Source organism: Lacrimispora sphenoides, assembly GCF_900105215.1.
Taxonomy (GTDB): domain Bacteria; phylum Bacillota; class Clostridia; order Lachnospirales; family Lachnospiraceae; genus Lacrimispora; species Lacrimispora sphenoides_A.
Genome location: NZ_FOIP01000002.1, coordinates 1,417,065 through 1,443,477, shown reverse-complemented (window position 1 = coordinate 1,443,477; position 26,413 = coordinate 1,417,065). Strand labels below are relative to the sequence as shown.

Here is a 26,413-nt window from a genome sequence, read left to right as displayed (position 1 = left end):
CATAGCTTGTTGTTTTTGAAAGATATAAAAAGCTATCAACATATCGAATGTTGACAGCCTGAAGCGGCAAACAATTTATTGCCGCTTTTCTTTATGCAACTTTTATTATGTAGCTGCAACTTTTATTATGTAGCTTTTATTAAGTAGCTTTTATTATGTAGCTTTTCTTTATATAGCTTTTCTTTATATAGCTTTTCTTTATGTAGCTTTTTTTCAGACTTCATAATCTTTATCAACCCATAAACTCAAGCTAAGAATAAAAGTAATAAGCAACAATTACTTAAGAGTATGCATATATTCTTCTGCATGATCCCAATTAACTACAAACGAAGTTCCTTTTTGGCAGAATACGGAACAAGAAGGATTATTAATATCCTCATTTGGGTTATATTGATAATGTTCAATAACCTGGGCTTCATTATGACATCTATCATAATGAGAAAACACCATAGATATACTTCCCTTGCCTCCGGTCATTATCATCAGCTCTTCCCCGTAATTCATAAATGAAGCAACAGGACCCTGACCTCTTATTACAGTTTTTCCTCTTCCATCCGGAACCGGAGCTTCAAACCGGCCGGAATATTTTGTAATGTCGGTTAATACCCTTCCAGTTAGTGGATCCGGAATTAAGATCGTAAAGCTGTAATAGGGCTCCAGAAGTAGATTATGGGCCTTCATAAGACCCTGGCGAATCGCTCGATACACTGCCTCACGGAAATCCCCGCCCTCAGTATGCTTAATATGAGAAATTCCATCAACCAGGATAACCATAATATCCATCAGTTCTGATCCGGTTAAAACTCCTTTATGAATGGTTTCAAACACATGGGTACGTACCAGATTCTGATAATTAATTCCAAGCCTGTCTACATGACATTGACTCTCAAATGTAATCCCCTTCCCTCTCTCACCGGGTTCTAACCTTAATGCTACTTCTGCATAATGGCGAAGAGGTTCAAAATGTCCATATCCTGTTACCGGTTCCTCTACGGTTTCCATATAGATGATCTCTGGCTGCCCAAAGGATATCTTTGTCTGAAATCTTTCTAACACAACCTGTTCCAGAACCTCAAGCTGAATTTTACCCATGATATTCACTTTTAACTGCCGCAAAGACTCTTCCCATACTACACTTAGCCCTGGCTCTTCTTCCTCTAATATGTGAAACATCTGTAAGATTGCCCGGTCGGGTATCTCAGACGAGTACAGAACTCTTGCCTGTAGGGTTGGTTGAAGTGTCGAAACTACCGTATCATAGCACTCCCCAAGCCCCTGGCCTGCCCTGGTAGTCCGAAGCCCGGTGACAGCTACCACATCTCCTGCAGAAGCCGTCTGAAGAGCCGTAAAACGTTCTCCCTGAAATATCCTTATCTGATGAACCTTCTCATCCGTTGATAAGGACTCCCGGACATTGAGAATGCCGCTTAATATCTTCATATACGTCATTCGCTCTCCATGCCCGTCATAACGGATCTTAAACACTCTCCCTCTAAATGGCACTGATAGCGGATAGGAAGTTTCTGTATAACTATAAAAGATATTAAGAAATGCTTCTATCCCCTCTCCGTTTAAAGCGCTGCCGCCAAAACAGGGGAATAGCTTCCGGTTTTTAATCTGAGAAACTACGGCAGGCCTTAAATCTCCAAAAGTAATACTTCCATTGAACCATTTATCCAGTAATGTTTCATCCCATTCAGATACATTCTCAATGAAATCGTCTGTCAGGGCAGTCTCATTTCCCTTCTTAAGGGTAATGCCTTGGAAATCCAGGATATTACCGGAAAAACGTTCTCGAATCTCAGTTAAAACCCTTTCATAAGATGCGGAGATCACATCAAGCTTATTAATGAACAAAAAAACAGGAATATAATAACGCTCCAGCAGGTTCCAGATTGCCTCTGTGTGTCCCTGAATTCCGTCCGTACCGTTAATCATAAGAACTGCATAGTCCATTACCTCCAGGGCCCGTTCCATCTCAGCAGAAAAGTCTGTATGGCCAGGCGTATCAATCAGATAATATGTATTATCGTCATGGGTAAAGCAGGCCATATCCGAAAATATGGTTATTCCCCTCGCCCTTTCGATATCATCATGATCCATACATGCATTTTTAGCATCTACACGGCCCAGAGCCCTGATTACCCCTTCTCTATATAAAACCTGCTCCGAAAAGGTGGTTTTTCCAGCATCTACATGGGCTAATATTCCAAAAGTTATCTTCATAATTATTTTTAATCCTTTGACTATAAGAATAATTCTGAACCTAATAATACCTGTTTAACGCCTCTTTAAGAGACGCCACTTCTATTATTCTAAGATATAATTCCAATAAAATCAATGGATTTAAAAATAGCGGCAGTCTGGTTCTTCTATTTATCTCACTCTTGAATCAGATGCAAAGTATACGACAGTCAGATACTGTCCGCTGTGTATAGTATCTTCTTTTAATCCGTTTATATTCTTTAATTCTTTTACGTATTGGGCAGTGGTCATACCGCTGTTCTCCAGATACGTTCCGGCAATGCTCCATAAGCTGTCTCCTTTTTGGATCTCAATGCTTGTATAATACTTCTCCAATGCCGGAATTTCCGTCTCTCCGGCAAGGGCATTCATTATAGAATTGCCAAAAAAATGAGAACCAAGTAAAACGACCAATGACAGTGCAATTAATTGCTTCATCATATTCATACCTCCTTTAAAACAATCCCAAGCAGAACATAGGTTCTTTTTCTGTCATTATCATATCACTGCGAACATATGTTTGTCAATTGATTTTGCATTTTTTCGAACAAAGGTTTGCATTTTTATCGAACATATGTTACTATAGTCTTAATGAATAAGGATTGAGGAGGCCGTACCATGGCGCAAGAGAGAATTACCCCAAAACAGAAGGAAATTTTGGAATATATAAAAGAAACAATTTTAAAGAAGGGTTATCCACCGGCAGTCAGGGAGATTTGCGAAGCGGTCTGTTTAAAATCAACATCATCCGTACACTCTCACTTGGAGACGCTTGAAGAAAAAGGATACATAAGAAGAGACCCAACCAAGCCCAGAACCATTGAGATCATAGACGATTGCTTTCAGCTGACACGCAGGGAAGTTGTAAACGTTCCACTTCTTGGTACCGTAGCGGCCGGACAGCCTCTTTATGCTGAGGAAAACATTGAGAATTATTATCCCATACCAGCTGATATTCTCCCAAACGCCGAGACCTTCATGTTAAAAGTTAAGGGAAACAGCATGATCAATGCAGGCATACTTGAGGGTGATCAGATTATTGTTGAACACTGCCCGACAGCCCATAACGGAGAAATTGTGGTGGCATTGGTTGATGATTCCGCAACTGTAAAACGGTTTTTTAAAGAAAAAGGACATTACCGCCTGCAGCCAGAGAATGATTCCATGGATCCGATTATTGTAGACAATGTAGAGATTCTGGGCAAAGTAATCGGTTTGTTCCGTTTGGGGATACATTGATATTTTTATTTGAGAAACGTGATTCCAGCCAAAGGTTTACATAATGATTTTATGTAAACCTTTGGCTGACTAAAATATTGATTAATCAATTACATTCATTAATTCAATTATTACAAGACTTGTAACAAGACATAAAATAAAACATAAAATAAGACATAAAAAAAGACAATACTGATATAGCATAAATATTAGCAATTTCACACTTCTATAGAACTGCACTAAAAAACTGTAATGAAAAAAACGGCTCACAGATTCTGTTAAGCCGTTTTACCCAATTAATTTCCGTTCTTATGATAAAGCTTCCAATTCGTCAGCCTCAATTTTCTTTCCATCTCTCCAGATTCTTTCCAGATCATAGAACAAACGATTATCACGATCAAATACATGGACAATGATATCACCGTAATCCATGAGTATCCAGTTAGCAGACTGATAGCCTTCTATCTGTTTGCAGACAAATCCCTTTTTTCCAAGTTCTTCCTCTACATTGTCAACCATAGCCTGTACCTGATTTGCATTGTTACCGCTGGCAATAATAAAATAATCTGCCATTACGGATACTTTGCAGATATCAATAATTCTGATATCTTCCCCTTTTTTATCTGATAAAGCCGCATAAGCGGTTTTTACCATCTCAACTGACTGATTCATCCTTGTTCTCCCTTCTTTTCTTCGTGAACCTGCTTATAATAAGCATATGCCTGCTTTGACATAGAGTCCACAAAACTGCCTCTTCCTTCCAGATAATCCAAGGTTTCCTTAAGGATCTGATAAACACACTCATCTAAGTCCACAAATGCTACAGACCGCACAAGAGCCAGATTCACCGCTCTGTCGCGTCTGGGTTCAATATAATCTGCCGTAAAAACGATTTTTTCCAGAATAGACATCTCCGCTCTGCCGGTGGTATGCCATCGGATCGCGTTTATGATCTCTTCGTCATTGATACGGTATTTATGCTCTGCAAGCCATGCCCCATATTTCGCATGGAGCACGACCGGGGCCCCCAGTTCATCGTCAGTTAATGGAAGATCTTGTTTCCTGCATTTTCTGATAATATCTTCATCTCCATAAGGCTTGGCGCAATCATGAAGCAGTCCGGCCAGCTCCGCTTTATTTAAATCACATCCATAGCGCATTGCTAATGCGGTGCAAATAAATGATACACTGATCGTATGCTCAAACCTGGAAGGAGTTAATCTCCCCTTTAAATCATTTCTCAACTCTAAGATCAGATCTTTCATGGTTCCAACTCCTGATATAAACCGTGGGCTTCGATAAATTCGATGACCTCCCGCGGTACATAGTCTGATATGGACTGCCCCCTGGCAATCATGCGGCGTAACTCTGCAGAAGAGATATCCATTTCCCCGCAGTGAAGCGTGCGGATATCCGCGCCATACTTAGAGGCCAGATAAGCGATCTGCTTGTCCATGGAACGGTCCGCTTCCTCATATTCCCGCCGGGCAGCCAATATGACTGCCTGAGTCAACACCTGGTCCGGCTCATACCAATTCTCAATCTCATATAAAGAATCAGCTCCAATGATGAAATAAAAGGAATGCTCCGGGTATTCTTCGCGCAGCAATCTTAACGTCTGCGCCGTATACGTGTTTCCGGTTCGTCTTACTTCAAAATCCGAACAGACAAAGCCTTCATGATCTTTCACGGCAAGTTCTGTCATGGCAAGACGGGTAGCCGGTTCTGACACATTACGATTCTTTTTATGAGGCGGATGTCCGGAAGGCATATACCAGACTTCTTTTAAGCCATATTCCTTATATGCCTGCCCGCCAATCATTAAATGTCCATTGTGGATTGGATCAAATGTACCGCCCATAATGCCTATTCTACCCATAATCTTTGACTCCCTGACCCAAAAATGAAACAGGATTATTTTGGAAGCACGATCTTCCTCTTATTTTCCTCTTTCGCCTGCTTATAAAGGATAATCTTTCTTCCGATCACCTGAACGACCTCGGAGTGAGTTCTCTCTGATAATACTGCAGCAATACTGCTTCCATCATCCAGGCAATTCTTTAGTACCGTAATCTTTATTAACTCTCTGGCTTCCAGTGCCTCTGCAACTCCATTGGTGATCTCAGGTGTGAGGCTGGACTTTCCAATCTGGAAGATAGGATCTATATTCATCGCCAATCCCTTTAAATAGGATCTCTGCTTACTTGTCATATTATTCTCCTCTGCTATTTGTAATAGTCAAATTCAAGACCATACATGCGGACCGTATCTCCTTCTTCAATTCCCGCCTGTTCCAGCTCATCTAAAATTCCGTTTTCTTTTAAGAATTTCTGGAAGAAGGTAAAGCCTTTTTCTGATTCCAGATTCGTATAGCCTAACATCTTTTCAATGCGGGGGCCTTCTACCACGTAAACTCCATCTTCTGTTACTTCTACAGTATATGGAAGGAGTGCATCACGCAGGCTCTTAACATCGAATTCCTTTTCAAATATAATCGGACTTAAATTCACGGTCTGAAGCAGTTCATAAATAGCATATAACAATTCTTTTACGCCCTTGCCGCTTACTGCGGATATAGGATAAACCTTAACACCCTGAGGTTCAAATTCAGCCTTAAGCTTTTCAACCGGATCTTCCCCGTCATCATAGATCGCATCAGTCTTATTGGCCGCAATGATCTGAGGACGTTCCATCAACTCCGGATTATAAGCCTCCAGCTCTTTATTAATGGCATGGATATCCGCGATGGGATCTCTTCCTTCCGTAGATGCGGCATCCACCACATGAACCAGGACTCTTGTCCGTTCGATATGACGGAGAAAATCATGTCCTAATCCAACACCCTCAGAAGCGCCCTCAATAAGCCCTGGTATGTCAGCCATAACAAAGCCTTTTCCACCATCCATATCTACAACGCCCAAATGTGGGTTTAAGGTTGTAAAATGGTAATTGGCTATTTTAGGCCTTGCATTGCTGACTCTGGAAAGAAGGGTGGATTTTCCAACGTTTGGAAAACCAACCAGGCCTACATCCGCAATCACCTTTAATTCAAGCTGTACCCAAAGTTCCTGGCAAGCCTGTCCAGGCTGGGCATATTTGGGGGCCTGCATGGTAGGAGTTGCATAATGCATATTCCCCTGTCCGCCTTTGCCGCCTCTTAATATAACTTCCCTGCGATTTTCTCCGGACATATCGGCAATAACTTTTCCGGACTCAAAATCCTTGAGCACCGTGCCTTCCGGAACCTTGATCACTAAGTTTCCGCCGTCTTTTCCATGGCATCGGCGTTTTCCGCCTGATTCCCCGTCCTGGGCGGTATATTTGTGAATTTGCCGGAAATCACTTAATGTGTTAAGGCCTTCATCTACTTCAAATATAATATCACCGCCGCGGCCGCCGTCACCGCCGTCAGGACCGCCGCACGGAACATAAAGCTCCCTCCGGAAACTGACATGACCGTCACCGCCTTTTCCGGATCTTATAAATATTTTTGCTCTATCGGCAAACATTCATTCACCTGTTACCTTTCTTTTCGATTAAAATTAGGGTTTAACCCTTCCTTTAAAGGGTTAAGCCCCTTTCTTAAAGGGTTCAACCCTAAATTGAGCATAAGCAGCGAATTTTTGAATACAGGCAGCCAGGCAGGTCCTGTATTTTAAAAAACGGCTCCATACGTCTAAGGTATGAAGCCGGTCCAATTATTCGTTAATTGCTTTTGGATAAACAGAAACCTGCTTTTTGTCTCTGCCTTTTCTCTCAAATCTTACAACGCCATCCACTAAAGCGAATAATGTATCATCACCGCCACGGCCTACGTTGATGCCTGGATGAATGTGAGTTCCACGCTGTCTATAAAGAATATTGCCTGCTAACACGAACTGACCGTCAGCTCTCTTGGCACCTAATCTCTTAGCCTCGGAATCTCTACCGTTCTTGGTAGAACCAACACCCTTTTTATGAGCGAAAAATTGAAGGTTCATTCTTAACATTACTTACACCTCCTTAAATCGGATTTTAATATATGGTTCTCCATATTCTTCTTCAATATCTTGTAATCCCAATACCAAAGAATTCATTAGGAGTTGTGATCCTGAACTGATACTTGATGTAAAACGGAAATGAAAAGCACCTGACTTCTCTTCCTGATCCACTTCAAAGGAATCTTCAGTAAACTGTTCCACGCTGTTAGTCATATTAAATGTAAGTGCCGACACTGCAGCACAGACAAGTTCCTGTCCTTCCTGATGATCATCAGATAAACCGGCATGTCCTAACATCTGGATTCCAGCATAATGCTGTTCTGAATCAACCATTACGGTTACTCTTATCATAATTAAGCATTGATCTTTTCGATCTTAACCTGAGTATAAGACTGTCTGTGACCATTTTTCTTATGGTATCCGGATTTTCTCTTATACTTGTAAACAATAACCTTCTTAGCCTTGCCTTCCTTCACAACTGTACCTGTTACGGTAGCACCTGCTACGGTTGGGCAACCAACTGCTAATTCACCATTGTTTACAACAAGTACTTGGTCAAATGTGACAGCTTCGCCAGCGTCAACACCAAGCTTTTCCACTTTAATGATATCGCCTTCCGCTACTTTGTACTGCTTTCCACCTGTTGCAATAATCGCGTACATATGGCACCTCCTATTATCATTACTCGCCAACTGCGGTGTTCCAAATAAATGGAAACTTTTTAACCTCATTGTGCGGCATACTTTATTAATATATCATTCCCAAACTGTTCTGTCAATATCTTTTAAATAAAAAATAATCAGTTTTTCCGCCTGCAGCAAGGCTTTTCCTTGTATTTGTTTCTGGTGTCCAGTATAATAGAAGCCATCAGATAAAACAAGGGGATATGAATAGAAACAGTTGGGCATAAATAATCATATATTTACCAGCTTCTGTCATAAACATGCTATCAGTATAAGGAGCGTTCGGTTTACGTAAAATTTTTCATAAGCAAACGAAAGGAGTTCAGACTATGAGAAACTTTTTTAACAGAGAATGGAGTTTACCTGAAAAACGGCTTTCAATCGTGTCAGCTTTTCTGTTTGGCTGCGTCCTTGGCTTTTTATTCGCACCAATAAAGAAAGGAGTCTACTGCGGCAATCATAACGGGAACAGAAATGAAAGTCTTCCGGAAAAAGGCACTAAGGGAATCCTGTAGCATTTCATTACTCTCTCCACGCAACAGGGCCGCAGAGCTAAAATATCTGCGGCCTTTTCTTTTCTTAACTATTTTTCCATGTAGAAGGTGCAAAAATCAATAGCAATGGGAATACCTCCAAACGTCCCGCAAGCATGTCAAACATCATGACATATTTAGACAATGCAGAAAATTTGGAGAAGTTCTGGAGAGGACCGGCTCCTGCCAGTCCTGGTCCGATGTTATTAAAAGTTGCAGCAACAGCAGTAAAATTAGTAGCAAAATCAAAGTTATCCAGACTGACAATCAGCACAGAGAACGTAAAAATTACGATGTAAGCACATAAAAATGTATTGATGGACCGGAGCACATTATGTTCAATGGGCTTTCCATCCAGCTTTAATACCTTTACGCTTCTGGGATGGATCAAGGATCCCAGTTCTTTTTTTACAGCCTTTAAAAGGATAACGACTCTTGATACCTTAAAACCTCCGCCCGTACTTCCTGCACATGCACCGATAAACATGAGAGCAACCAGGATCCCCTTTGAAAATTCCGGCCATAAATCAAAGTCAACGGTGGAATAACCCGTTGTGGTAATAATCGAGGCCACCTGAAAGGCCGCATGATGAAAAGCGGAAAACAGGCTTCCAAAGCTGCCGCGGATATTAAAGGTAATAAATAAAACAGACGCCGCAATGATTCCAAGATATGCCCTGGCTTCCTCACAGCGGAAGGCTTCTTTGGGGTGGCGGGTTAAAAGCAGGTGATACACATTAAAGTTTATACCGAATAAAATCATAAATACGGTAACAACTCCCTGCAGGTAGTAACTATCATAAAAGGCCATACTGCTGTTTTTGATTCCAAATCCACCGGTACCGGCTGTTCCGAAGCTGATTGCCAGGGAATCAAACAGCGGCATACCTCCTATCAGCAGAAGAATGATCTGCAGCACCGTCATAAATAAATAGATTGTATAAAGGATTTTAGCGGTCGACCGCACCCTTGGCACCAGTTTTCCTACGGAAGGGCCAGGGCTTTCTGCCTTCATAATGTACATATTATAACCGCCAGAAAGAGGCAAGAGGGATAAGATAAATACCAGAACTCCCATACCTCCAATCCAGTGAGTAAAGCTCCTCCACATGATCATGCATTGGGAAAGAGATTCCACATCCGTCAAAATACTGGATCCGGTAGTCGTAAAGCCGGAAATCACCTCAAACATGGCATCTTCAAATCTGGGGATCTCCCCACTTAAATAAAAGGGCATTGCCCCAAAAAAGCTTAGAACAATCCAGCTTAGTGCAACGGAAACAAAGCCTTCTTTTGCAAAGAAAACCATGTTTTCAGGCTTTTTGCGTGTTAAAATAATTCCAATGCCTCCGCAGACTGCCATAACTGCCAGAAACCAATAACCGCTGGTTTCTCTGTAGATCAATGCAGTGACGCACGGCAGCAACATAAAAACTGCCTCAATATTTAAAATCCAGCCCATCAGATAGATGATAACTTTTTTATTCATAGCCTTTTCGCCTTTTCTACCTTAGTATGTCCTTTAAGTCATTAAGCCCGGTTACCGTGGTGACTACGATCACCCGGTCGCCTTCCTCCAGGGTGTCCTTTCCGCGGGGACTGATAAACTGTCCCTTCCGGTTGATAAAGGCCACAAGAAGATTATTTTTAAGCTCAAGCTTTTCAAGTGGAATCCCTACGATACTCGGCTCATTTGCAACACGGAATTCCAAAGCTTCCGCCCGGTCCGCCACAATTTTATAGAGGGTCTCCACATTGCTCCCCATGGAATTCTGCATGGCGCGGACGTATTGGAGAATGGTCTCACTCGTGATGAGTTTGGGATAAATCACACTGCCTAAATTCATGGAATCAATGACATTTTCAAAAGCGATCCGGTTTACTTTTGTAATAAGTTTTGCCTTGGACTGACTTGCTGCATAAAGAGAAAGCATAATATTCTCCTCGTCAAAGCCGGTAAGAGAAGCGAAGGCATCGATCTGACCGATTCCTTCCTGAAGCAGCAGTTCCTGATCAGAAGCATCTCCATGTATGACCATAGCCTTTGGAAGAAGCTCGCTCAGTTCATTGCAGCGCTCCATATTCTGCTCCAGAATCTTTACGTTGATCTTTGTACTTTCCATCAATTTCGCAACATAATATGTAATCTTTCCGCCGCCTACCATCATTACTGTCCGAATTGTATTGTTATCAATCCCTGCCTGTTTGAAGAACTCGTTGGCTTCTGCAGGTGATGCGATAAACGATATCTTATCTCCTGCCATCATGACGGATTCTCCGCTTGGGATGATGACTTCACTGCCATGCTCAATGGCACAGATCAGCACATTGCAATGAAGCTTTGACAGGACCTCCCGTACCCTCATGTTATGAAGGATGGAATGATCCGGCACCAGGAATTTCAAAATTTCAATCCTACCCTTGGCAAACGTATCGATTTTGATTGCAGACGGAAATCGAAGCAGCCTGGCTATTTCCATGGCTGCAGCCATCTCCGGATTAATAGCCAGAGAAAGTCCAAGCTCTTCCCTGATATAGTTGATTTCAGAGTGATATTCCGGATTACGGATCCTGGCAATGGTATGACAGTCTCCTGCCTTCTTCGCAATCAGGCAGCATAGCATATTCAGCTCGTCGGAATTAGTTGTGGCAATTAAAAGATCTGTCTCCTGAATCCCTGCCTCCATCTGTACTTTATAAACTGCCCCATTTCCCACGACGCCCATGACATCGATTCTCTCCGTAATAGAGTTAATGACATCTGCGCTTTTATCAATGAGCATAATATCATGATGCTCATTGTTCAGCTGTTCTGCCAGGGTTGCACCTACCTTACCGCAACCCACGATTATGATTTTCATAATGAAACCTTCTCCTTCATCTGCAATGCCTGCTCATAAAGAGGCTTTCGTATTTTTTTTCTGGTCACTTCCACCAGATTTAATTTTGTCATTTCAACAACGGTCGTTTTGACCGGATCTTTGGACAGAATCCCCTCCAGACGTTCCATAAGGATCCGCCTGTCTTCTTCTGCTTCCATATCAATAAAATCAATAATTATGATACCGGATAAATTTCGAAGCCGAAGCTGATGCCCGATTTCTTCGGCAGCCTCTAAATTAACCTTTTTGATCGTTTCCCGGAGTTCTTTTTTTCCGGAATATTTACCTGTATTTACATCAATGACTACCAGGGCTTCCGTAGGTTCAATGACCAGATAACCCCCTGATTTCAGCCAGACCCTTTTCCCCAAAGCTTCATCCATAGTCTTTTCTATCCGGTAAAGCTTTCCTAAGGGAAGCAGATTGTCCTCATACCTTGTAAGAAGCCCCAGATCTTCCGGCTGGCACTGGGTAAGATAATCTTTTATAGCATCGTATATATCCGGTTCATCGGTAATGACTGCTTCCAGGGAAGATTTAAGGCTGTCTCTTAAGCCGGTCAAATAGGAAGGGGCTGAACTGTAAAGAAGGCTGTAGCAGGTTCTGTGTTTTGCATTGTCCAGCATCTCTTTAAAAGAATCCATTAACTGGATCAGTTCCGACTCCAGTTCCTCTTTAGGAACCTTATAGGCATTGGTGCGGACAATCATACCAAAGTCTTCTTCCTTCCTGGATTCCAGATAGGACTTCATCTCCTGTTTCCATGCCTGATCCGTGATCTTGGTTGAAAAGCCAATCTGTTTCTTTCCGGAGGTCAGTACAAAATATCGGCCGGTAACATTTAAGTTTCCAGTGAGAACCGGAGCCTTTGTCTTTACCGCGTCCCGTTCTACCTGGACGATAATTTCATCGCCCTGGCGAAGTTTTCCATTATAAGTCCGCTGGTCCACAAAGAGGATATTGGCGTCAGACAGACTTAAATATCCCATCTGTCCCCCTCCAATATCTACGAAAGCTGCATTGATATTTTTTACGATATGATTTACTTTTCCTATATAGATATTGCCCAAAACAGACTGGTTTTCCTCCGGTTCGATGTTGACCTGAACCGTCTCTTTTCCTGACTGGAGAAGGGTGATGACCGAGCCGTTCCATCTTGTTATGATTAACTTATTCAAGGGATTCTCCTATATGCCCCAAAGGCACAAGCATTCTATGTTCCTCGTCGACCTTATTGCCGTAAACCTCTTCTCTCTGAATCTGGAAGGCAAACTCCGGACAGGTCTGTCCAAGCCACTGATAATAAGCCTCCATCACCAGCTCTGGCTTTACATTATCTGCACTTCCGGCAGATATCTTCATGAAGATCGTCTCTCCATGAACCGAGAGTTCATAGATAAAAGCTTTTAAGTCTATTTCTCTTTCGCCCTTTTTCGTTTTTTTGGTGATAAAGATATGGTCCTGTCCCATAAAATCTGAAAGGCCGTTTAGAAATGCATCCAAATCGTTTGTCTGCTTTCCTTCCCGGAACGTCAGCGTATAGTCTGCGGCAGCAACAAGAGACATGGCATTTTTCGCCCGTTCTTCAAGGATATGGCATTCCATGATCTGGATTCCTTCTGCCATTACTTCATTTAACTGGCTCACCATGGTTTTGCAATCCTCCATGGAATTCACTTCAATATCCATGTATTCTCCATTGCTGGTAAGCCCCACTCCTAAAGGTGCTGCAAAAGACATGATCTGATGCGGGCTGAAGCCTTCACTGTATTTGATATCAATCCCAGCCCTTCTCATAGCCTTCTGAAAATAACGCATCACATCCAGATGGCCTACGAATTTGACCGGGCCTTGCTTGGAAAATTTAATTCTCAGTTTCATAGCAGACTCCTCCCTCGAAATTCATAGCCCCACAGCCGGAACATCTCTCCCTGCAGTTGGGGGTGACTTTCGCATCGATGGCATTCTGCCATTCTCTCTTTAAAAATTCTTTTGATACGCCTGCATCAATAAAGTCCCAGGGGAACACTTCCTCTAAATCCCTCTCCCTGACCGTATAGAAATCCGCATCCAGGCCGCAGGTCTCAAAAGCTTTCATCCAGATATCATTTTTAAAATGTTCGGACCAGGAATCATACAAGGCGCCATTTTTATAAACTTCTTCAATCAGGGGGGAGATTTTTCTGTCCCCACGTGCCAAAACACCTTCCAGAACCGTCAAGTCAGCTTCATGATAATTATATTTTAAGCTCTTTTGATTCAGCATCTTCTTAAATTTATCTTTAACGACATAAGCTCTTTCTAAAAATTCTTCTTTTGTGCACATCCTCGCCCACTGGAACGGGGTAAATGGCTTTGGAACAAAGAAGGAAGAACTTGCTACTACCTGGACCTTTCCGTTTCTCTGATCCTTTGGAATATCATAGTAGACTTCCGCCACCTTTTCTGACAGTTCTGCAATCCCTTCCATATCCTCTACGGTTTCAGTAGGAAGTCCCAGCATAAAGTAAAGCTTTACCCGGTTCCAGCCGCCCTGAAAGGCTTCTCCTGCTCCTTTTAAGATGATCTCTTCTGACAGTCCTTTGTTAATTACGTCACGAAGTCTTTGGGAACCAGCCTCAGGAGCAAAGGTTAAACTGCTCTTTCTGATATCCTGAACCTTGCTCATGACATCAAGAGAAAAAGCGTCAATCCGAAGGGAAGGCAGGGAAATATTGACTCCCTTGTCCTTAAATTCATCAATCAGGAAATTCACAATTCCCTCTAAATGGGTGTAATCACTGGAACTTAAAGAGCTAAGAGAGATTTCTTCATGTCCGGTGCTCTTTAAGAGCTTGCTGGCGTAGTCCTTTAAATATTCCAGACTGTGTTCCCTTAGTGGACGGTAAACATTACCGGCCTGACAGAAACGGCAGCCCCTGATGCAGCCTCTCATGACCTCTAAGACCACCCGGTCCTGAGTCACCTTAATAAATGGAACTACCGGCTTTTCAATGTAATAAGCCTCATCCATAGTGACAACCAGCTGCTTCGTTACCTTTTCCTTTGCGTGGAGATTGTTGGGCTTCATGCTCTCTATAGTGCCATCCTCATGATAGGATACATCATAAAAAGCCGGTACATAGATACCATCAATCTCTGAAGCCATCTCCAGAAATTCCCGGCGGCTTCCTCCCTTCTTCTTATTTTCCTTATAACGGTCCATAAGCTCAAAATAAACGGTTTCTCCTTCGCCGATATAGAACATGTCAAAGAATTCCGCCAAGGGCTCAGGATTGTAGGCACACGGGCCTCCGCCGATGATAATAGGATCTTCCTCTGTCCGGTCCTCCCAGTGAAGGGGAATTTGTCCCAAATCAAGAACCTGGAGGATGTTTGTATAGCACATTTCATACTGAAGGGTGATTCCAATAAAATCGAATTCCTTAATAGGATCCTGGGATTCCAAAGCAAAAAGAGGAATATGCTGCTCCCTCATGATCTGGTCTAAATCCGTCCAGGGGGAAAAAATACGCTCGCAGTAAATATCCTCTCTACGGTTAAACATATCATATAAAATCTGCATTCCCAAGTGGGACATCCCAATCTCATAAACATCCGGGAAACACATGGCAAAACGGATGTCCACAGCAGACAGGTCTTTTTTTACCATATTTACTTCGCCGCCGATATAGCGGGCCGGTTTTTCAATTCTCAATAAAATCTCATCGCTTAATGCTAGTTTTCTCATGGTCATTCCTTTTTATTATTTGCAGTTTATGAAGCTTTTTAGTAGCTATCTGTTATAAAGCTGTCAATGAAAACCAGCGATCGCATAAATCTGCAGCCGCTTCATTTTCTCCAACGAACCATTCTTAATGATACTTTGCATAATTATAGGATACTTTCAGGGATTAATCAACTCAAAAATTACCTGTGTGAATCCAGACATGGAAAAACCCATAGAACACAGAAAAAGGCAGCGATCCATGGGGCTCATTATTAGTCTTTCGGATATTCGCAATCCAATTCGCTACTTGATGAGGTAAATGTCCCGGTATCCATTTCCGGAACCCCTAATTTACAAAAGCAGAGGCTGGCCAGCTTTTTGTCCTTTCTTTTCTATACCAACGGTTATCCAGGATACCAATAGCAGCACACAAGCCATCCAAATCGCCTTTTCTTCCAACCGGAAGGATAGCCAGCCTCCTGTAAGAGCTCCGGTGAAAAAGGCCAGCAAGATTCCCGAGTAATGATATGCTCTTATCCGGCATTCTCTGTCCTTTCTGACAAAACCTTCGTAATACATTTCCGCACAGGAACGCATATTTCCCGTACAAAAAACCGGCGCATAGGCGGCATTCCCTCCAAAGTTTCGGAAGGTACAAAATTGCACTGCAGCGGCAAATGACACCGCCGTGTTGGCAAACAGGTGCGGCAAGGTGTGAGGAATGAAGCCGACCAAAAACAATACGGCAATTTCCAGAAATAAAATACCCGATATCCAATGGGTGTGTTTTTCATTATATATTTTATAATAAATATGTCTTGCAAGAAAAACCCCCAGCCAGAACGCTCCGATGGGCACAAATGCCCGCCCCATGCCTTTATAGTCCTTTGATAGGAAACGAATTGCAGCCAGTACGAAATTCCCTGTCTGGCCGGTGGCAAATACATTGCCTCTGTCAACATAAGAATACGCATCCATTAATCCGCCTATTGCAGCCAAAAGCATGTGAAATCCGATGTGGTCAGTAAACTTTTTATTTGATTCATTTCCCATATGCCAATATCTCCTTACTTCCTAATGCCCATGGCCTCCTAACATTATAGTACATTCCTTCAGCAAGTACAAGGGTTGCAGGGATAATGTAAAACCAAATCTAAGCCCTAATCGTGAAATCCATGTTTAAAAGCGCGAAACTGACATTGCCAGTTTCACGCTTCCGTATCAATACTCCCCTGTTAATTATATTTTATTACTTAGCCCTATAATAACCTGCAATCCCCTTAAATATCAATTTTCCAACAACAGAACCGCCGTCTAAAATGCCGACGCTGCGATCTGCCGAATAAGCAGCACGCCCGTGGACTGCCCGCATCTGCCGTGTAGCTTCCGAACCCTGTCCTGCTGCCTTCTCCGCTTCCATCACTGCCGTTTCCGGATCAGATGCATGCTTTAAAAGGGCTTCTGCTCCCGGATACAGGGCGTCAAGAATGGTCTTCTCTCCCACCTTTGATTCCGCCTTTGCCATGATATTTTCCACTGCTGCAAGCATCGCCCCTGCTGCCTCTTCAAAACCCACCTCTTCTTTTCCCTTTAACGCCTTTGCCATGCCCATAAAGCCAAAAGAAGTAATCGTTCCAAGGGAAGATGGAGCGGATGCATTGAATACCTTGCCGCATGCCATAAAAAGCTTCCCAAGATCCTTTTCTTCCGCAGTTTTTAAAAATTCCACCACCGCCCGGTAGCCGTCATCCATGGATATCCCTAAGTCCCCATCTCCGTTTACCTGATCCAGTTCCACCAGATAATCCCGGTTTGCAGACATTTCCTTGCTGATCGCTTCCATGATTTTCTTTACTGATTCCCGATTCATGCCACATTCCTCCCTATTTATTAGAATTGGTATAGAACGGAGATTCTGCCGGAGCCTGAAGCAATTCCTTTAATTCCTGATCCAGTTTAAATATCGTTACAGAAAGACCGGCCATTTCCATGGAAGTTGCATATTCTCCTATGTGGGGCATTACAATGCTGACTCCTGAACGGGAAAGGATCTGATGCACTTTTCTGTACACAATCAGCTGTTCCTCCAAGGGGGTTCCTCCAAGACCATTGACCATAACGGATACTTCATCCCCGTCTTTCAAAGGCATATCTTTTATAATCGTATTCACCAGTGTTTCCGCTATCTCGTCAGCGGTCATCATCTTCCTTACCTCAATACCTGCTTCTCCATGAATCCCCATTCCAATTTCAATCTCATCCTCCTCTATTGCAAAGGTCGGTTTTCCCGCCTTGGGAACGATGCAGGGAGACAGGGCAACCCCCATAGAACGGATGTTGTTTAAAGCTTTGGTGGTCACAGCAGCCACTTCTTCCAGATTCATCATGTTATCGGCAGCCGCCCCGGCTATTTTAAAAGCATATACCATGCCTGCAACACCCCGGCGCTTCTCTGCATTTTCCTGAGGAGAGCTGGCAACATCATCCTTTACAAGCACTGCTTTTGTTTTAATATCGTCAAATTCCACTTCCTCACAAGCCATGGTGAAATTAAAGCGGTCACCGTTATAATTTCCGTATAAACACAGCACTCCATTTCCTCTGTCACAGGCGCGGATCATGTCAGCCATTTTAGCGGCTGCCGGGGAGGCAAAGACTTCCCCTACTGCACAGCCGTCCAGCAGTCCTTTCCCAACATATCCTAAAAATACAGGAAGATGGCCGCTTCCTCCGGCTGTTACTACGCCGACCTTTCCCTCTTTGGCCGGATAATTGGATACCAGTACCTGAAAATCATTATGTAACAGCTTCACCTTATCACCGTATCCACAGATAATGCCTTCCATGGTATCCTGCACGAATGTGTCCGCACTATTGATAATCTTTTTCATATAATCCCTTTCTTTCTATGGTTCAGATCTACCTAATTTTCCTTTACTCCCCATGCACTGCGAAGCAGCTCCGGATATGGCTCCAAATGGGCATAATCATTAAACCGTTCCAATGTAAAATTCCCTTTTTCTTTCCGGTAATGAAGCTCAGTAATGCTTCCATTCTCAAATGTGACACCCATGGTCCTCCACTTTGCCATATCCATACCAAGAATATGGCAGAGGACTGCGCGGATCCATACCCCATGGGTTGCAATGGCGATGCTGCTCTTATGCCGTCCGGTAACTTCTATCAGCTTGGGCATTGCCCTACGTACCAGCTCTGTTGCAGATTCCCCTCCCGGATAGGGGATATCCTCCTTCCTCTCGTCCTGATTTGCTTTAAACTCACGGAACCTACCTTCGATCTCTTCGTCATACAGTCCTTCCATATCGCCAAAGCACAGCTCCCGGAATTCCGGAATAATTTCATGAGGCACATTCCAGTATTGGTTTGCATAGTAAGCAGTTTCCTTAGCCCGAAGCATGTCACTGGAATAAACCATCTCAATGCCCCAATCCTTCATCCGCATTCCAACCTGCTTAGCCTGGCGGATCCCTTCTTCCGAAAGAGACACATCCACATTGCATCGTTTATCACATTGCCGTCCATGCCGGATCAGATACAGCTTCAAAGATTATTTCCTCCTTATCATACACTGGGAAACGAAATCTCTCTCGGATATTCCCACCTTTGCAGCTCCTTTTGAGCAAAACCATCCGGCTCTTTTCCCCCGCCTGCGGTCAATGCCAGATAATATAATTCTGCCAGTTCTTCAATATAAGCTGCCTTTAAAAACGCTTCATAAACATCACGTTCATCCACTGCAACGGCTCCATGCTTTTCCAGCAAAAAGCAATCTGCCTCCAGGCAGCTTTCAATGACGCTGTCCGCTAGTCCGGTGGTTCCCGGACGTCCATAGGGGGCGACAGGGACACGGGCTTTTGTCAGGCCTAAATTAGCTACTTCATACACAACTGCCGGAATCGGCTTGTTCAGTAAGGCAAATGCAGTGGCATAGGCAGAGTGTGTATGGGCGATAGCCGCCGCTTTGGATCTCTGCCGGTAGATCATAAGATGCATCAGGGATTCGCTGGTCGGTCTTAAGCCGGACAAGTTTTCAATAACCCTGGCCTCCAGATCCATGACCACCATATCCCTTGGAGTCAGCAAGTCCCGGTCAACACTGGTTGGAGTAATGACCACATAGCCGGTTTCTAAATCCCGTGCGCTGAAATTTCCAGACTTATGCTTACACAAACCATCTCTCTGAGCACGTTTTGCAATTTCACATACATCTTTTTTCAATGTTTCAAGCATTCTAATCTCCTCTTTTCTATTTCATTTTTGCAACCTATAGTAATTCTAAAATGTTATCAGCTGTCTTGGCCTCCTTCATGGAGGCCAGCTTCTTTTCATCTTCTAAAATATTGATTAACTGGTTTAACGCTGCCAAATGACTCTCATAATCCGGAGTTGCCAGCACAAAAATCACCTTTACCTCCATGTAATCATTTACCATTATGGTCTGGGGAAGCAAAAGCATGGAAAGTCCCACATCATATACCCCTGCATCGATTCCCGCATGAGCAATCATGACATGCTCTGCAATTAACATGATCTGCTGATGTTCGATAATATTAGAGATAATCGTTTCAACATATTGGTACTTGATAATATTTTTATACAGCAGGGGAACTGCTGCAAATTCTATGGCTTCCTTCCAGCCCATGCGTTCCTTAATGATCCTGATGTTGGATCTTGTCAGCAATTCCCTTAAGTCTGGTTTCCTTTTCTCTATGGTTTCTCCTGCTTTCCGGTCAGACTGTACCATGTACGAATCAATTTCCATTCTCAGCTTCTGAAACACACTTTCGTTTGTATGCTTTTTTATGATCTGAAGGATTGTCTCTACCTGGGGAAAGATCTCCCCTGAACTTTTCAGGCTATCGAATACATTTTTACGAAGTTTCCTTCTTCTTTCCTTGTCCAGCAAAGGTTCGATCACAAACTGTTTTTTTGATGTTCTTAAGGATGTTGTCGTAAATACCAGGTCGAAGTCTTCCTCGTACTGATAGAATTGGCGCGCCGACATATAGTTTAGAAAGTCGATTTCCGGAAAGGTGTGCTTTAATGAGGTCAGAAGAAAGTGGGATACGGTAATGCCGTTCTGGCATACCACCACAGCCCTTGGGCGTCTGTCTGTTTTCTCTTCCTCATCCTCCCTGCTGGTCTGGGCAATAAAAATCAGGGTAATATAAACCAGTTCACTTTCCGGAAAAGACATTCCGATGATTTTTTCCAGAGGTGTCACAGACTTTTTCACCATATCATGTACTTCCTGATATGCAGGAAGTACGTATTCAGAAATATCCGGACCGATATGAAAATTATATCTGATGCGGTACAGGGCAGGCAGGCTGTGGTTCATGAGCAAATGTAAGGTATTCTCTTTATTCTCAAAGCAAATGCAGGCGATCCGTTCGAAATTGCGGATGGTTTCCTCCACTGCCTGATAAACCTCTTCCTGCCCTGCAACAGCCTCCAAATGGGTGTTGATCTTCATGCTCTGGATATGGGCGGTAAAATACATGGTTTCCTGGATGCTGTTTACGCCCTCGGCAGACAGGCAGGATTTGATCACCATATACTCCTTTGTTCCTGCCACATGGCGGAAGGTTTCCGGAACCGTATCTAAAGCCATACCGTCCCGGATCCTTCTTAACACCAGGGTGAAAAAGCACCGGTTCACTTCAATCATTTCGTCCGTAAAACGGGTTTTCAATTCCCCTTCAATGGTTTCCGTCATATTCCGCATATGCTCCATCTGCTTTTGAGTGATCTTTCCGATCCGAAAAACCTCTGCCTGCTGCCCTCGTCCTGACAAAATATTTCGCAGTACCAGAAACAGCCGCTGCCTCAAATCATATTCCCGGCCTTCCAGCTGGTAACCCTTTTCCCTGCTGTATATCAGCTGAATGCCTGAATCAGGCAGTTCTTCCTTTAAGCGCTTTAAATCCGAAAGCACCGTATTTTTACTGGCCTTTAACTCAGCAATGAAATGCTGCAGCGACAGTTCCTGCTGTTTTGTAAGCAGCATCAGCTGAATGATATCTCCCCGCTCTTCCTTAGTAAGCCAGACATCCTGATTCTCCTGCTCCAGCTGCGTGAAATCCAGCTGTTCTATAACCTCATTTGGGATGAGAATCCTCCCGTTATTTACTCGTTCCAGAATCGGCAGCTGCTGTTCCTCCAGATATTCATTAATTCTAGTAATCCCATACTCCAGTTGTTTTCTTGAGAGATGTAATTTTACCTCCAGAGCCTTTCCCGTGACAGATGCACTATGATTAATAATTTCTTTCAAAATCAAGCAATTTCGTTGGCCGATTTTCATGTTACGCTCTTTCCTTTGCCAGGTCTTCCTTCTTTTCCTGAATCAGGCTTCTCGAATAGAGTACAAAAGACACGATCCACAGAACCAGAATAATCAGCGGAAGGAAATCTCCCTGCAGCGCCTTTACTGCATGTGAAAATGCATACGTAAATATAGGGCCGTCAATGCTTGAGTTGGAAATCATCTGCCCAGGCGCAAGCTCCACAGCCTTTGTGGTATTTGCCAGCTCTGTCATAAAGGGAGCAAAGGCAGTACCCACCCATAAAAATACCGGTGTAAAAATGGTACATTGAATCAGCATGCGAAGGATGTTTCCCCTGCACACCAGGTATGCAGGCACTGCAATGGCAATGTTAATGATGCCGGCAAAAGGCAATATCTTATTACCTGGAAGGATAAAGGACATAATAAGGGTCACGGGTACGGTCCAGATAACAGCCAGCCAAATCTCATTGGCCCCGCCAAGAAACGGCCAGTCTAAACCTACATACATCTCTCTGTCTGCAAATTTGCTCTGCATAAATTCCGAAACCGCGTTGGAGATCGGCTCCAAGGCCTGCATAAAGTATTTCGAGATCACCGGGAATAAAGTGAGGGCAGTGGCGCACTGTACTCCAAGAGTTAATATCCCTGCTAAATCGTACCTTGCCAAAGCTCCGAATATAATCCCTAAAAGGAAACCTAAAATATGATTTTCCGCAAAAATACCAAGCTTTTCTTTTAAGTCCTCTGCATTAAATGATTTGTTAAGTCCGGGAATCTTGCGGAGTATACAGTCTACAATATACATAGGTGCTGCAAGAAAAACCATCTTATGAGTACAGGTGACTCCCGGAATTCCGGAAAGCTTACTGATACGGTGCTGATGGAAATCAGCGGATTTCAGTTCAAAAACAACCTGAACTGCCGCAACGATAAATGCTACGATTACATTGCCGGTTATGTAGTATACTGCAACTGCCGTAAAGATTTTCCCCCATACATTCCATAGATCCGCATTAAAGGTATCCGTCTTGTTCATGGCAAGCATGATAATATTAATTATGATTAAAAGGGGAAACATCAAAAATGCATAAGGCCAGGACCAGGAAATCGTGGACATTGTGGTCCAGCCTCCATCGGTAATGGGAAGATCAATACCGGAAAACTCCAGCATGGCAGTTGCCGCCGGTGTGATCACGCCGGTCATGTAGTTGATCAGCATGCTCATTCCCGAAAATGCCACACCAAGGGTAATGCCTGATGAAACAGCGTCTTTTACTTTCATTTTAACAATTAATCCGGCTATGATAATGATTACCGGTACAAATACAGCAGCCCCAAGCCCCAGAAAGAAATTTACAGTATTCGCTAATATCTGCATCCTCTTTACCTCCTTATTTTACAAACTCTAATTTTATAGATTCTTCTTTTTGTAATCTGCGATTGCTTTTAACAGTTTATCAAACTCCTGATCTTTCCCAATGCCTGTGAGAAATGCGATTCCATTGATCACAGGAATCGGGTATTCCTTGGCATTTTTAACTATGGTAATATAGGCTGCGCTGCCGTCCATATAACGGTCAACAGACTTTAAATCCACTGCCTCCACCAAAGCATCCACTTTCTTTTCCTTTAACATACGGTTTACCTTGCTTGCTACTGTCTGTGAAGTAGCTACACCGCTTCCGCAGGCTACAATAACTCTGATTCCCATGGTCAAAACCCTCCTCTGATTTCATACGGATCCTTACGATTCCATACCCTTGATGCCGCAGACCAGCTCAAAGTATTCATCTGCTGTTTTGGCATTGTTTAAACGCTCCATTAATTCCTCATTCTGAAAACTCTCCACCAATATCTGAAGCAGATCAATGTGTTCATCTGATTTTAAAAATCCCAGCATAAAAATAAATCTGACTTGATGGACTTCATCATTGTTTGCCATTTCCCTCCATTCAACAGCTTCTTTCAGCCGAATAGGAGCAATAAACGGCCGGATGATCTGGCTGATATCTGTATGGGGAATGGCAACCGAATAAGGCTTAATGGGTAGTGCTGTGGGATAGCTTTCTTCTCTTACCTTTAGTGACTCCAGATAAGTTTCTTTTACAAATCCTTTTTTAAACAGAATGTCTGCCATCCGTTTAAACACTTCGGTCTGGTCCGCCGCTTCCCAATCCAGCTGAACCAGATCCCGAAATAACATATCCTTTTTCAAATGTAACCTCCTTTAATGCTTATCATTTACCGGTAATAATCAAAGCAATTTGTTATGTGCAAATTATACCATTGGACCACCCCATTAGCCACAAGCGTTGTGTACAATTATCAATTTCTCCATTGCGCAAAATTGGGCTCATGAAAAAAAGCCCTGTCTGATATGCCCGAAATCATCCGACAAAAACCTCAAAAGCCCACCCCTTTGAAAATGGGGCAGGCTCTGCATAACTTCCAACAGTCAGACTATCATAGCGTGATTAACGCTTTAGAAATTAACTTTCATATTTATTGCAAAAGGCCACATCAGTCAAACTGAGTGGCCTTTTTATCAATTCTATCTATAAAACTCACCAACGTCTGCCATTACCCAGTATCATTTCCACTAGTTACAGCTGGAAAAATCGGATGCACACTGGCGCCCCGGCATTCATTTGGTTTACCTGACTCATATGACCATTCTCTTTGATTTCAAATACTGTGATTGTATCACTGTCTTGATTGCCAACTAAAATATATTTTCCAGTCAGGTCAATTGCAAAATTCCGAGGCGTTTTTCCACCGCAGAGTTGTCTTTCAACGAATGTCAGACTTCCATCCTCTTCGATTTGATAGCATGCCAGACTATCATGTCCGCGATTCGATGCATAGAGAAACTTTCCATTTGGAGTAATATGTAGATCAGAGCATGTATTATTCCCAGTAAAATCCGACGGAAGTGTATTCACGGCATTCTGAAATTCCATCTTGCCAGCAACATATGTAAAATGCATTACCTGTGAACTAATTTCATTAATCAAATAAAAATGCTTCCCATCTTTTCCGAACTCTCCATATCTGGGGCCGCTTCCTGCAGGCACTCGAACCGAAGCACTATTCTCAGAATATGCAACGCTTCCTTCATATCGATATGCTACAAGATTATCGATTCCCAAATCGGCAACATAAAGCAATTCCTGATCCGGCGCAAAAATACAACTATGGGCGTGGGGGCTTTCCTGACGTGACTGATAAATACTGCTGCCCTCATGTTTAAATAACTGGTAATCATTTTTTACATATCCTTTTTCATCCATTGGATACACAGTCACTGAGCCGCTGGAATAATTAGCTATAGCAACAAATTGTCTGTTTGGCCCAATTGCAATATGACACGGGTCTTCCCCATAAGTATTCCAGCTTCCTTCTATGCTCATATTGCCTTCGTCATCATAAGTGAGCTGGGTCATACCGCCGCCGGTCTTTCCCAAATATTCTTTCATCTCATTAACTGCATAAATCTTTTTATTTATCTCATCTACACATAGGAAAGAAGGATTTTTGACTGCAATTTCTTTTTTTATTTCTATTTTGCCATTTTCAAACGTACAGAATGAAATTCCCTTTCCTTTTCCTTGAAATACCTCACCTGTTCCAAATAAAATCGGTTCCGTGTAACTGCCTATAACAAAATATTGTTTCATAGTTCTTATTCCATCCTTTCTACTAGCTTTTAAAGTATGAAACCATATCAATCAATCGGATATTCGCAATCCGCTTCACTACTTGATAGGTTAAATACGATCCTGTTTACTGGTAATCTTTACAGCCTAAGCGATAAACTGATCTCTGCCACTGCCAGATCTGTTTTATCACCCAAAACAACTTATACGAGAGGAGCCAGAGTCCAACTCATAGCTGCAAGGTATCGCTTTGATTAAATATTGTCTATATTATCTATACTTTTTATTTTTTTTGTACAATACGAGGTTTCTTTCTTATTTCAATCAGCTTTATCGCATCATCTAAATCATCTTCCGAGAGTATCCTAACATGCACCCAGCCGCCATTGTTACCGCAAGGATAGCGATTCTCCCAAAGGGACTGCGTTTTTGATGAAAGCGTAGATAGTACCTGATTGAGCAACTGCACTTCTTTATCGCCTATTTGTAAGGTAATTGTGATTGCATCTTTCTCAAAAAAAGTATAGCAAAGGTGTTTTGTTTTATGGGAGTATTTGTACCCCCAACCGTAATTATTGCCAAATGGAAAACGTATCTCACGTTTTATATCATACCGTATCATTAATGCGTCTTCTAAGAACTGTAAGAATTTGCTGCCGTTCAATCCGATGTGCTGTTCAATGTCATTTATTTCAGGCTGAACACTTTTATCCATCATTCTTTCATACATTTTCTTCACCAATCCCTCCAGCCATATTTAAACCTTCTTAAATAATTACTCACATTCCTTTGCTATTTTCTCCCTGTCCAATAACCATACCTATAAATATATAAATTCATTCTTTCTTCCATAATATACCACTATTTTACCACATAACTTATCATATATAAATGACATTCTCTGTTTAATATTACTGCAAACAAAAACTGCTGACTTATAAAGTCAACAGTTTTTGTTTGTCGCATACCCTTTACATAATTGCACTATTCTGATGCGAATCTATTTAAGTTTTTCATATCAATTTTATCAACTTCTCTGAGCTCGTACCCACTATGAAATACCTCTTGAGCCTCTACAGAAATGCACGGAATTATTCGATCATTAAACAATGCACTTGTAAACCATTCTTCCTTAAAGTCATACCAATCATCATTTAGCCCAGCCTGCCTAAGTAGAATTCTACTTTGTCAATAG

29 protein-coding genes are annotated in these 26,413 nt (G+C 42.6%); 2 read left to right on the top strand and 27 right to left on the bottom strand.

Going from position 1 to position 26,413, the window contains the following annotated elements; genetic code table 11:
• Positions 1-276 precede the first annotated feature (276 nt).
• Together BMW45_RS23455 and BMW45_RS23450 are read right to left on the bottom strand one after the other, a co-directional pair.
• Positions 277-2,226: a GTP-binding protein gene (locus tag BMW45_RS23455; RefSeq protein ID WP_092249645.1), complete on the bottom strand. Its 1,950-nt coding sequence runs from the start codon at positions 2,224-2,226 to the stop codon at positions 277-279.
• 150 nt (positions 2,227-2,376) lie between these two features.
• Entirely contained in the window at positions 2,377-2,685 is a 309-nt protein-coding gene (locus BMW45_RS23450) for a LysM peptidoglycan-binding domain-containing protein (protein WP_092249642.1), read from the bottom strand.
• Between the two features lie 177 nt (positions 2,686-2,862).
• On the opposite strand from BMW45_RS23450, the gene lexA reads away from it, so the two are divergent.
• Positions 2,863-3,483 carry a transcriptional repressor LexA gene (gene lexA, locus BMW45_RS23445; RefSeq protein WP_025233061.1) on the top strand — a complete coding sequence of 207 codons (621 nt, stop codon included), beginning with the start codon at positions 2,863-2,865 and terminating at the stop codon, positions 3,481-3,483.
• 288 nt (positions 3,484-3,771) lie between these two features.
• Here the strand turns inward: lexA and rsfS are convergent, their stop codons facing one another.
• The 8 genes from rsfS to rplU all read right to left on the bottom strand — a co-directional run bounded on the left by rsfS (position 3,772) and on the right by rplU (position 8,104).
• Entirely contained in the window at positions 3,772-4,134 is a 363-nt protein-coding gene (gene rsfS, locus BMW45_RS23440) for a ribosome silencing factor (RefSeq protein ID WP_092249639.1), read from the bottom strand.
• The gene (gene yqeK, locus BMW45_RS23435) at positions 4,131-4,727 is read right to left on the bottom strand and encodes a bis(5'-nucleosyl)-tetraphosphatase (symmetrical) YqeK (RefSeq protein WP_092249636.1); all 597 of its coding nucleotides are present in this window, start codon (positions 4,725-4,727) and stop codon (positions 4,131-4,133) included. The genes rsfS and yqeK overlap by 4 nt, the downstream gene beginning before the upstream one ends.
• Positions 4,724-5,341 carry a nicotinate-nucleotide adenylyltransferase gene (nadD, locus tag BMW45_RS23430; protein WP_092249633.1) on the bottom strand — a complete coding sequence of 206 codons (618 nt, stop codon included), beginning with the start codon at positions 5,339-5,341 and terminating at the stop codon, positions 4,724-4,726. The genes yqeK and nadD overlap by 4 nt, the downstream gene beginning before the upstream one ends.
• 35 nt (positions 5,342-5,376) lie before the next feature.
• Positions 5,377-5,673 carry a ribosome assembly RNA-binding protein YhbY gene (gene yhbY, locus BMW45_RS23425; RefSeq protein ID WP_054791227.1) on the bottom strand — a complete coding sequence of 99 codons (297 nt, stop codon included), beginning with the start codon at positions 5,671-5,673 and terminating at the stop codon, positions 5,377-5,379.
• Between the two features lie 14 nt (positions 5,674-5,687).
• Complete coding sequence (gene obgE, locus BMW45_RS23420; RefSeq protein WP_092249630.1) at positions 5,688-6,971, bottom strand: GTPase ObgE; 1,284 nt, start codon at positions 6,969-6,971, stop codon at positions 5,688-5,690.
• Positions 6,972-7,160: 189 nt separating this feature from the next.
• Positions 7,161-7,451 (bottom strand): 50S ribosomal protein L27, encoded by a 291-nt coding sequence (rpmA, locus tag BMW45_RS23415; RefSeq protein WP_025233055.1) that lies wholly within the window; start codon positions 7,449-7,451, stop codon positions 7,161-7,163.
• Positions 7,452-7,454: 3 nt separating this feature from the next.
• A complete protein-coding gene (locus BMW45_RS23410; protein WP_092249627.1) occupies positions 7,455-7,793 on the bottom strand; it encodes a ribosomal-processing cysteine protease Prp in 339 nt (112 codons plus the stop codon).
• Between the two features lie 2 nt (positions 7,794-7,795).
• Positions 7,796-8,104: a 50S ribosomal protein L21 gene (gene rplU, locus BMW45_RS23405; protein WP_025233053.1), complete on the bottom strand. Its 309-nt coding sequence runs from the start codon at positions 8,102-8,104 to the stop codon at positions 7,796-7,798.
• A gap of 350 nt (positions 8,105-8,454) precedes the next feature.
• Between rplU and BMW45_RS23400 the strand changes: the two genes are divergently transcribed.
• Positions 8,455-8,640 carry a hypothetical protein gene (locus BMW45_RS23400; protein WP_092249624.1) on the top strand — a complete coding sequence of 62 codons (186 nt, stop codon included), beginning with the start codon at positions 8,455-8,457 and terminating at the stop codon, positions 8,638-8,640.
• A 64-nt stretch (positions 8,641-8,704) separates the two neighbouring features.
• Here BMW45_RS23400 and BMW45_RS23395 read toward each other — a convergent pair whose 3' ends face one another.
• From BMW45_RS23395 to BMW45_RS29200, 17 genes are all read right to left on the bottom strand, one after another.
• On the bottom strand, positions 8,705-10,147 hold the full coding sequence (locus tag BMW45_RS23395; RefSeq protein WP_092249621.1) for a TrkH family potassium uptake protein: 1,443 nt from the start codon (positions 10,145-10,147) through the stop codon (positions 8,705-8,707).
• Between the two features lie 16 nt (positions 10,148-10,163).
• Complete coding sequence (trkA, locus tag BMW45_RS23390) at positions 10,164-11,519, bottom strand: Trk system potassium transporter TrkA (protein ID WP_092249618.1); 1,356 nt, start codon at positions 11,517-11,519, stop codon at positions 10,164-10,166.
• The gene (locus BMW45_RS23385) at positions 11,516-12,718 is read right to left on the bottom strand and encodes a ribonuclease E/G (protein WP_092249615.1); all 1,203 of its coding nucleotides are present in this window, start codon (positions 12,716-12,718) and stop codon (positions 11,516-11,518) included. The genes trkA and BMW45_RS23385 overlap by 4 nt, the downstream gene beginning before the upstream one ends.
• The gene (locus BMW45_RS23380) at positions 12,711-13,421 is read right to left on the bottom strand and encodes a TIGR03936 family radical SAM-associated protein (protein ID WP_092249612.1); all 711 of its coding nucleotides are present in this window, start codon (positions 13,419-13,421) and stop codon (positions 12,711-12,713) included. The genes BMW45_RS23385 and BMW45_RS23380 overlap by 8 nt, the downstream gene beginning before the upstream one ends.
• Positions 13,405-15,270, bottom strand: a complete 1,866-nt coding sequence (locus tag BMW45_RS23375; RefSeq protein WP_092249609.1) for a TIGR03960 family B12-binding radical SAM protein — start codon at positions 15,268-15,270, stop codon at positions 13,405-13,407. The genes BMW45_RS23380 and BMW45_RS23375 overlap by 17 nt, the downstream gene beginning before the upstream one ends.
• Positions 15,271-15,600: 330 nt before the next feature.
• Entirely contained in the window at positions 15,601-16,302 is a 702-nt protein-coding gene (locus tag BMW45_RS23370) for a YoaK family protein (protein ID WP_092249606.1), read from the bottom strand.
• 196 nt (positions 16,303-16,498) lie between these two features.
• Positions 16,499-17,119, bottom strand: coding sequence for a dihydroxyacetone kinase subunit L (locus BMW45_RS23365; RefSeq protein ID WP_092249604.1), 621 nt, complete (start codon positions 17,117-17,119; stop codon positions 16,499-16,501).
• 13 nt (positions 17,120-17,132) lie between these two features.
• Positions 17,133-18,140 carry a dihydroxyacetone kinase subunit DhaK gene (locus BMW45_RS23360; RefSeq protein ID WP_092249601.1) on the bottom strand — a complete coding sequence of 336 codons (1,008 nt, stop codon included), beginning with the start codon at positions 18,138-18,140 and terminating at the stop codon, positions 17,133-17,135.
• Positions 18,141-18,172: 32 nt separating this feature from the next.
• Complete coding sequence (locus BMW45_RS23355) at positions 18,173-18,814, bottom strand: histidine phosphatase family protein (RefSeq protein WP_092249598.1); 642 nt, start codon at positions 18,812-18,814, stop codon at positions 18,173-18,175.
• Between the two features lie 17 nt (positions 18,815-18,831).
• Positions 18,832-19,500 (bottom strand): class II aldolase/adducin family protein, encoded by a 669-nt coding sequence (locus BMW45_RS23350; protein WP_092249596.1) that lies wholly within the window; start codon positions 19,498-19,500, stop codon positions 18,832-18,834.
• 34 nt (positions 19,501-19,534) lie between these two features.
• Positions 19,535-21,577: a BglG family transcription antiterminator gene (locus tag BMW45_RS23345; protein ID WP_092249593.1), complete on the bottom strand. Its 2,043-nt coding sequence runs from the start codon at positions 21,575-21,577 to the stop codon at positions 19,535-19,537.
• A 1-nt stretch (position 21,578) separates the two neighbouring features.
• Positions 21,579-22,940: a PTS galactitol transporter subunit IIC gene (locus BMW45_RS23340; RefSeq protein ID WP_092249590.1), complete on the bottom strand. Its 1,362-nt coding sequence runs from the start codon at positions 22,938-22,940 to the stop codon at positions 21,579-21,581.
• A 33-nt stretch (positions 22,941-22,973) separates the two neighbouring features.
• Positions 22,974-23,273 carry a PTS sugar transporter subunit IIB gene (locus BMW45_RS23335; RefSeq protein WP_025233041.1) on the bottom strand — a complete coding sequence of 100 codons (300 nt, stop codon included), beginning with the start codon at positions 23,271-23,273 and terminating at the stop codon, positions 22,974-22,976.
• A 33-nt stretch (positions 23,274-23,306) separates the two neighbouring features.
• Entirely contained in the window at positions 23,307-23,777 is a 471-nt protein-coding gene (locus tag BMW45_RS23330; RefSeq protein WP_092249587.1) for a PTS sugar transporter subunit IIA, read from the bottom strand.
• A gap of 388 nt (positions 23,778-24,165) precedes the next feature.
• On the bottom strand, positions 24,166-25,239 hold the full coding sequence (locus tag BMW45_RS23325; protein ID WP_092249584.1) for a lactonase family protein: 1,074 nt from the start codon (positions 25,237-25,239) through the stop codon (positions 24,166-24,168).
• Positions 25,240-25,501: 262 nt separating this feature from the next.
• Complete coding sequence (locus BMW45_RS23320; protein ID WP_092251167.1) at positions 25,502-25,948, bottom strand: DUF3788 family protein; 447 nt, start codon at positions 25,946-25,948, stop codon at positions 25,502-25,504.
• Between the two features lie 254 nt (positions 25,949-26,202).
• The gene (locus BMW45_RS29200) at positions 26,203-26,397 is read right to left on the bottom strand and encodes a nucleotidyltransferase domain-containing protein (protein ID WP_416388675.1); all 195 of its coding nucleotides are present in this window, start codon (positions 26,395-26,397) and stop codon (positions 26,203-26,205) included.
• Between the last annotated feature and the right edge of the window lie 16 nt (positions 26,398-26,413).

Coding starts and splice junctions, on each gene's coding strand:
- BMW45_RS23455 (WP_092249645.1), bottom strand. CDS start 2,226: ATGAAGATAACTTTTGGAATATTAGCCCATGTAGATGCTGGAAAAACC.
- BMW45_RS23450 (WP_092249642.1), bottom strand. CDS start 2,685: ATGATGAAGCAATTAATTGCACTGTCATTGGTCGTTTTACTTGGTTCT.
- lexA (WP_025233061.1), top strand. CDS start 2,863: ATGGCGCAAGAGAGAATTACCCCAAAACAGAAGGAAATTTTGGAATAT.
- rsfS (WP_092249639.1), bottom strand. CDS start 4,134: ATGAATCAGTCAGTTGAGATGGTAAAAACCGCTTATGCGGCTTTATCA.
- yqeK (WP_092249636.1), bottom strand. CDS start 4,727: ATGAAAGATCTGATCTTAGAGTTGAGAAATGATTTAAAGGGGAGATTA.
- nadD (WP_092249633.1), bottom strand. CDS start 5,341: ATGGGTAGAATAGGCATTATGGGCGGTACATTTGATCCAATCCACAAT.
- yhbY (WP_054791227.1), bottom strand. CDS start 5,673: ATGACAAGTAAGCAGAGATCCTATTTAAAGGGATTGGCGATGAATATA.
- obgE (WP_092249630.1), bottom strand. CDS start 6,971: ATGTTTGCCGATAGAGCAAAAATATTTATAAGATCCGGAAAAGGCGGT.
- rpmA (WP_025233055.1), bottom strand. CDS start 7,451: ATGTTAAGAATGAACCTTCAATTTTTCGCTCATAAAAAGGGTGTTGGT.
- BMW45_RS23410 (WP_092249627.1), bottom strand. CDS start 7,793: ATGATAAGAGTAACCGTAATGGTTGATTCAGAACAGCATTATGCTGGA.
- rplU (WP_025233053.1), bottom strand. CDS start 8,104: ATGTACGCGATTATTGCAACAGGTGGAAAGCAGTACAAAGTAGCGGAA.
- BMW45_RS23400 (WP_092249624.1), top strand. CDS start 8,455: ATGAGAAACTTTTTTAACAGAGAATGGAGTTTACCTGAAAAACGGCTT.
- BMW45_RS23395 (WP_092249621.1), bottom strand. CDS start 10,147: ATGAATAAAAAAGTTATCATCTATCTGATGGGCTGGATTTTAAATATT.
- trkA (WP_092249618.1), bottom strand. CDS start 11,519: ATGAAAATCATAATCGTGGGTTGCGGTAAGGTAGGTGCAACCCTGGCA.
- BMW45_RS23380 (WP_092249612.1), bottom strand. CDS start 13,421: ATGAAACTGAGAATTAAATTTTCCAAGCAAGGCCCGGTCAAATTCGTA.
- BMW45_RS23375 (WP_092249609.1), bottom strand. CDS start 15,270: ATGAGAAAACTAGCATTAAGCGATGAGATTTTATTGAGAATTGAAAAA.
- BMW45_RS23370 (WP_092249606.1), bottom strand. CDS start 16,302: ATGGGAAATGAATCAAATAAAAAGTTTACTGACCACATCGGATTTCAC.
- BMW45_RS23365 (WP_092249604.1), bottom strand. CDS start 17,119: ATGAATCGGGAATCAGTAAAGAAAATCATGGAAGCGATCAGCAAGGAA.
- BMW45_RS23360 (WP_092249601.1), bottom strand. CDS start 18,140: ATGAAAAAGATTATCAATAGTGCGGACACATTCGTGCAGGATACCATG.
- BMW45_RS23350 (WP_092249596.1), bottom strand. CDS start 19,500: ATGCTTGAAACATTGAAAAAAGATGTATGTGAAATTGCAAAACGTGCT.
- BMW45_RS23345 (WP_092249593.1), bottom strand. CDS start 21,577: ATGAAAATCGGCCAACGAAATTGCTTGATTTTGAAAGAAATTATTAAT.
- BMW45_RS23340 (WP_092249590.1), bottom strand. CDS start 22,940: ATGCAGATATTAGCGAATACTGTAAATTTCTTTCTGGGGCTTGGGGCT.
- BMW45_RS23335 (WP_025233041.1), bottom strand. CDS start 23,273: ATGGGAATCAGAGTTATTGTAGCCTGCGGAAGCGGTGTAGCTACTTCA.
- BMW45_RS23325 (WP_092249584.1), bottom strand. CDS start 25,239: ATGAAACAATATTTTGTTATAGGCAGTTACACGGAACCGATTTTATTT.
- BMW45_RS23320 (WP_092251167.1), bottom strand. CDS start 25,948: ATGTATGAAAGAATGATGGATAAAAGTGTTCAGCCTGAAATAAATGAC.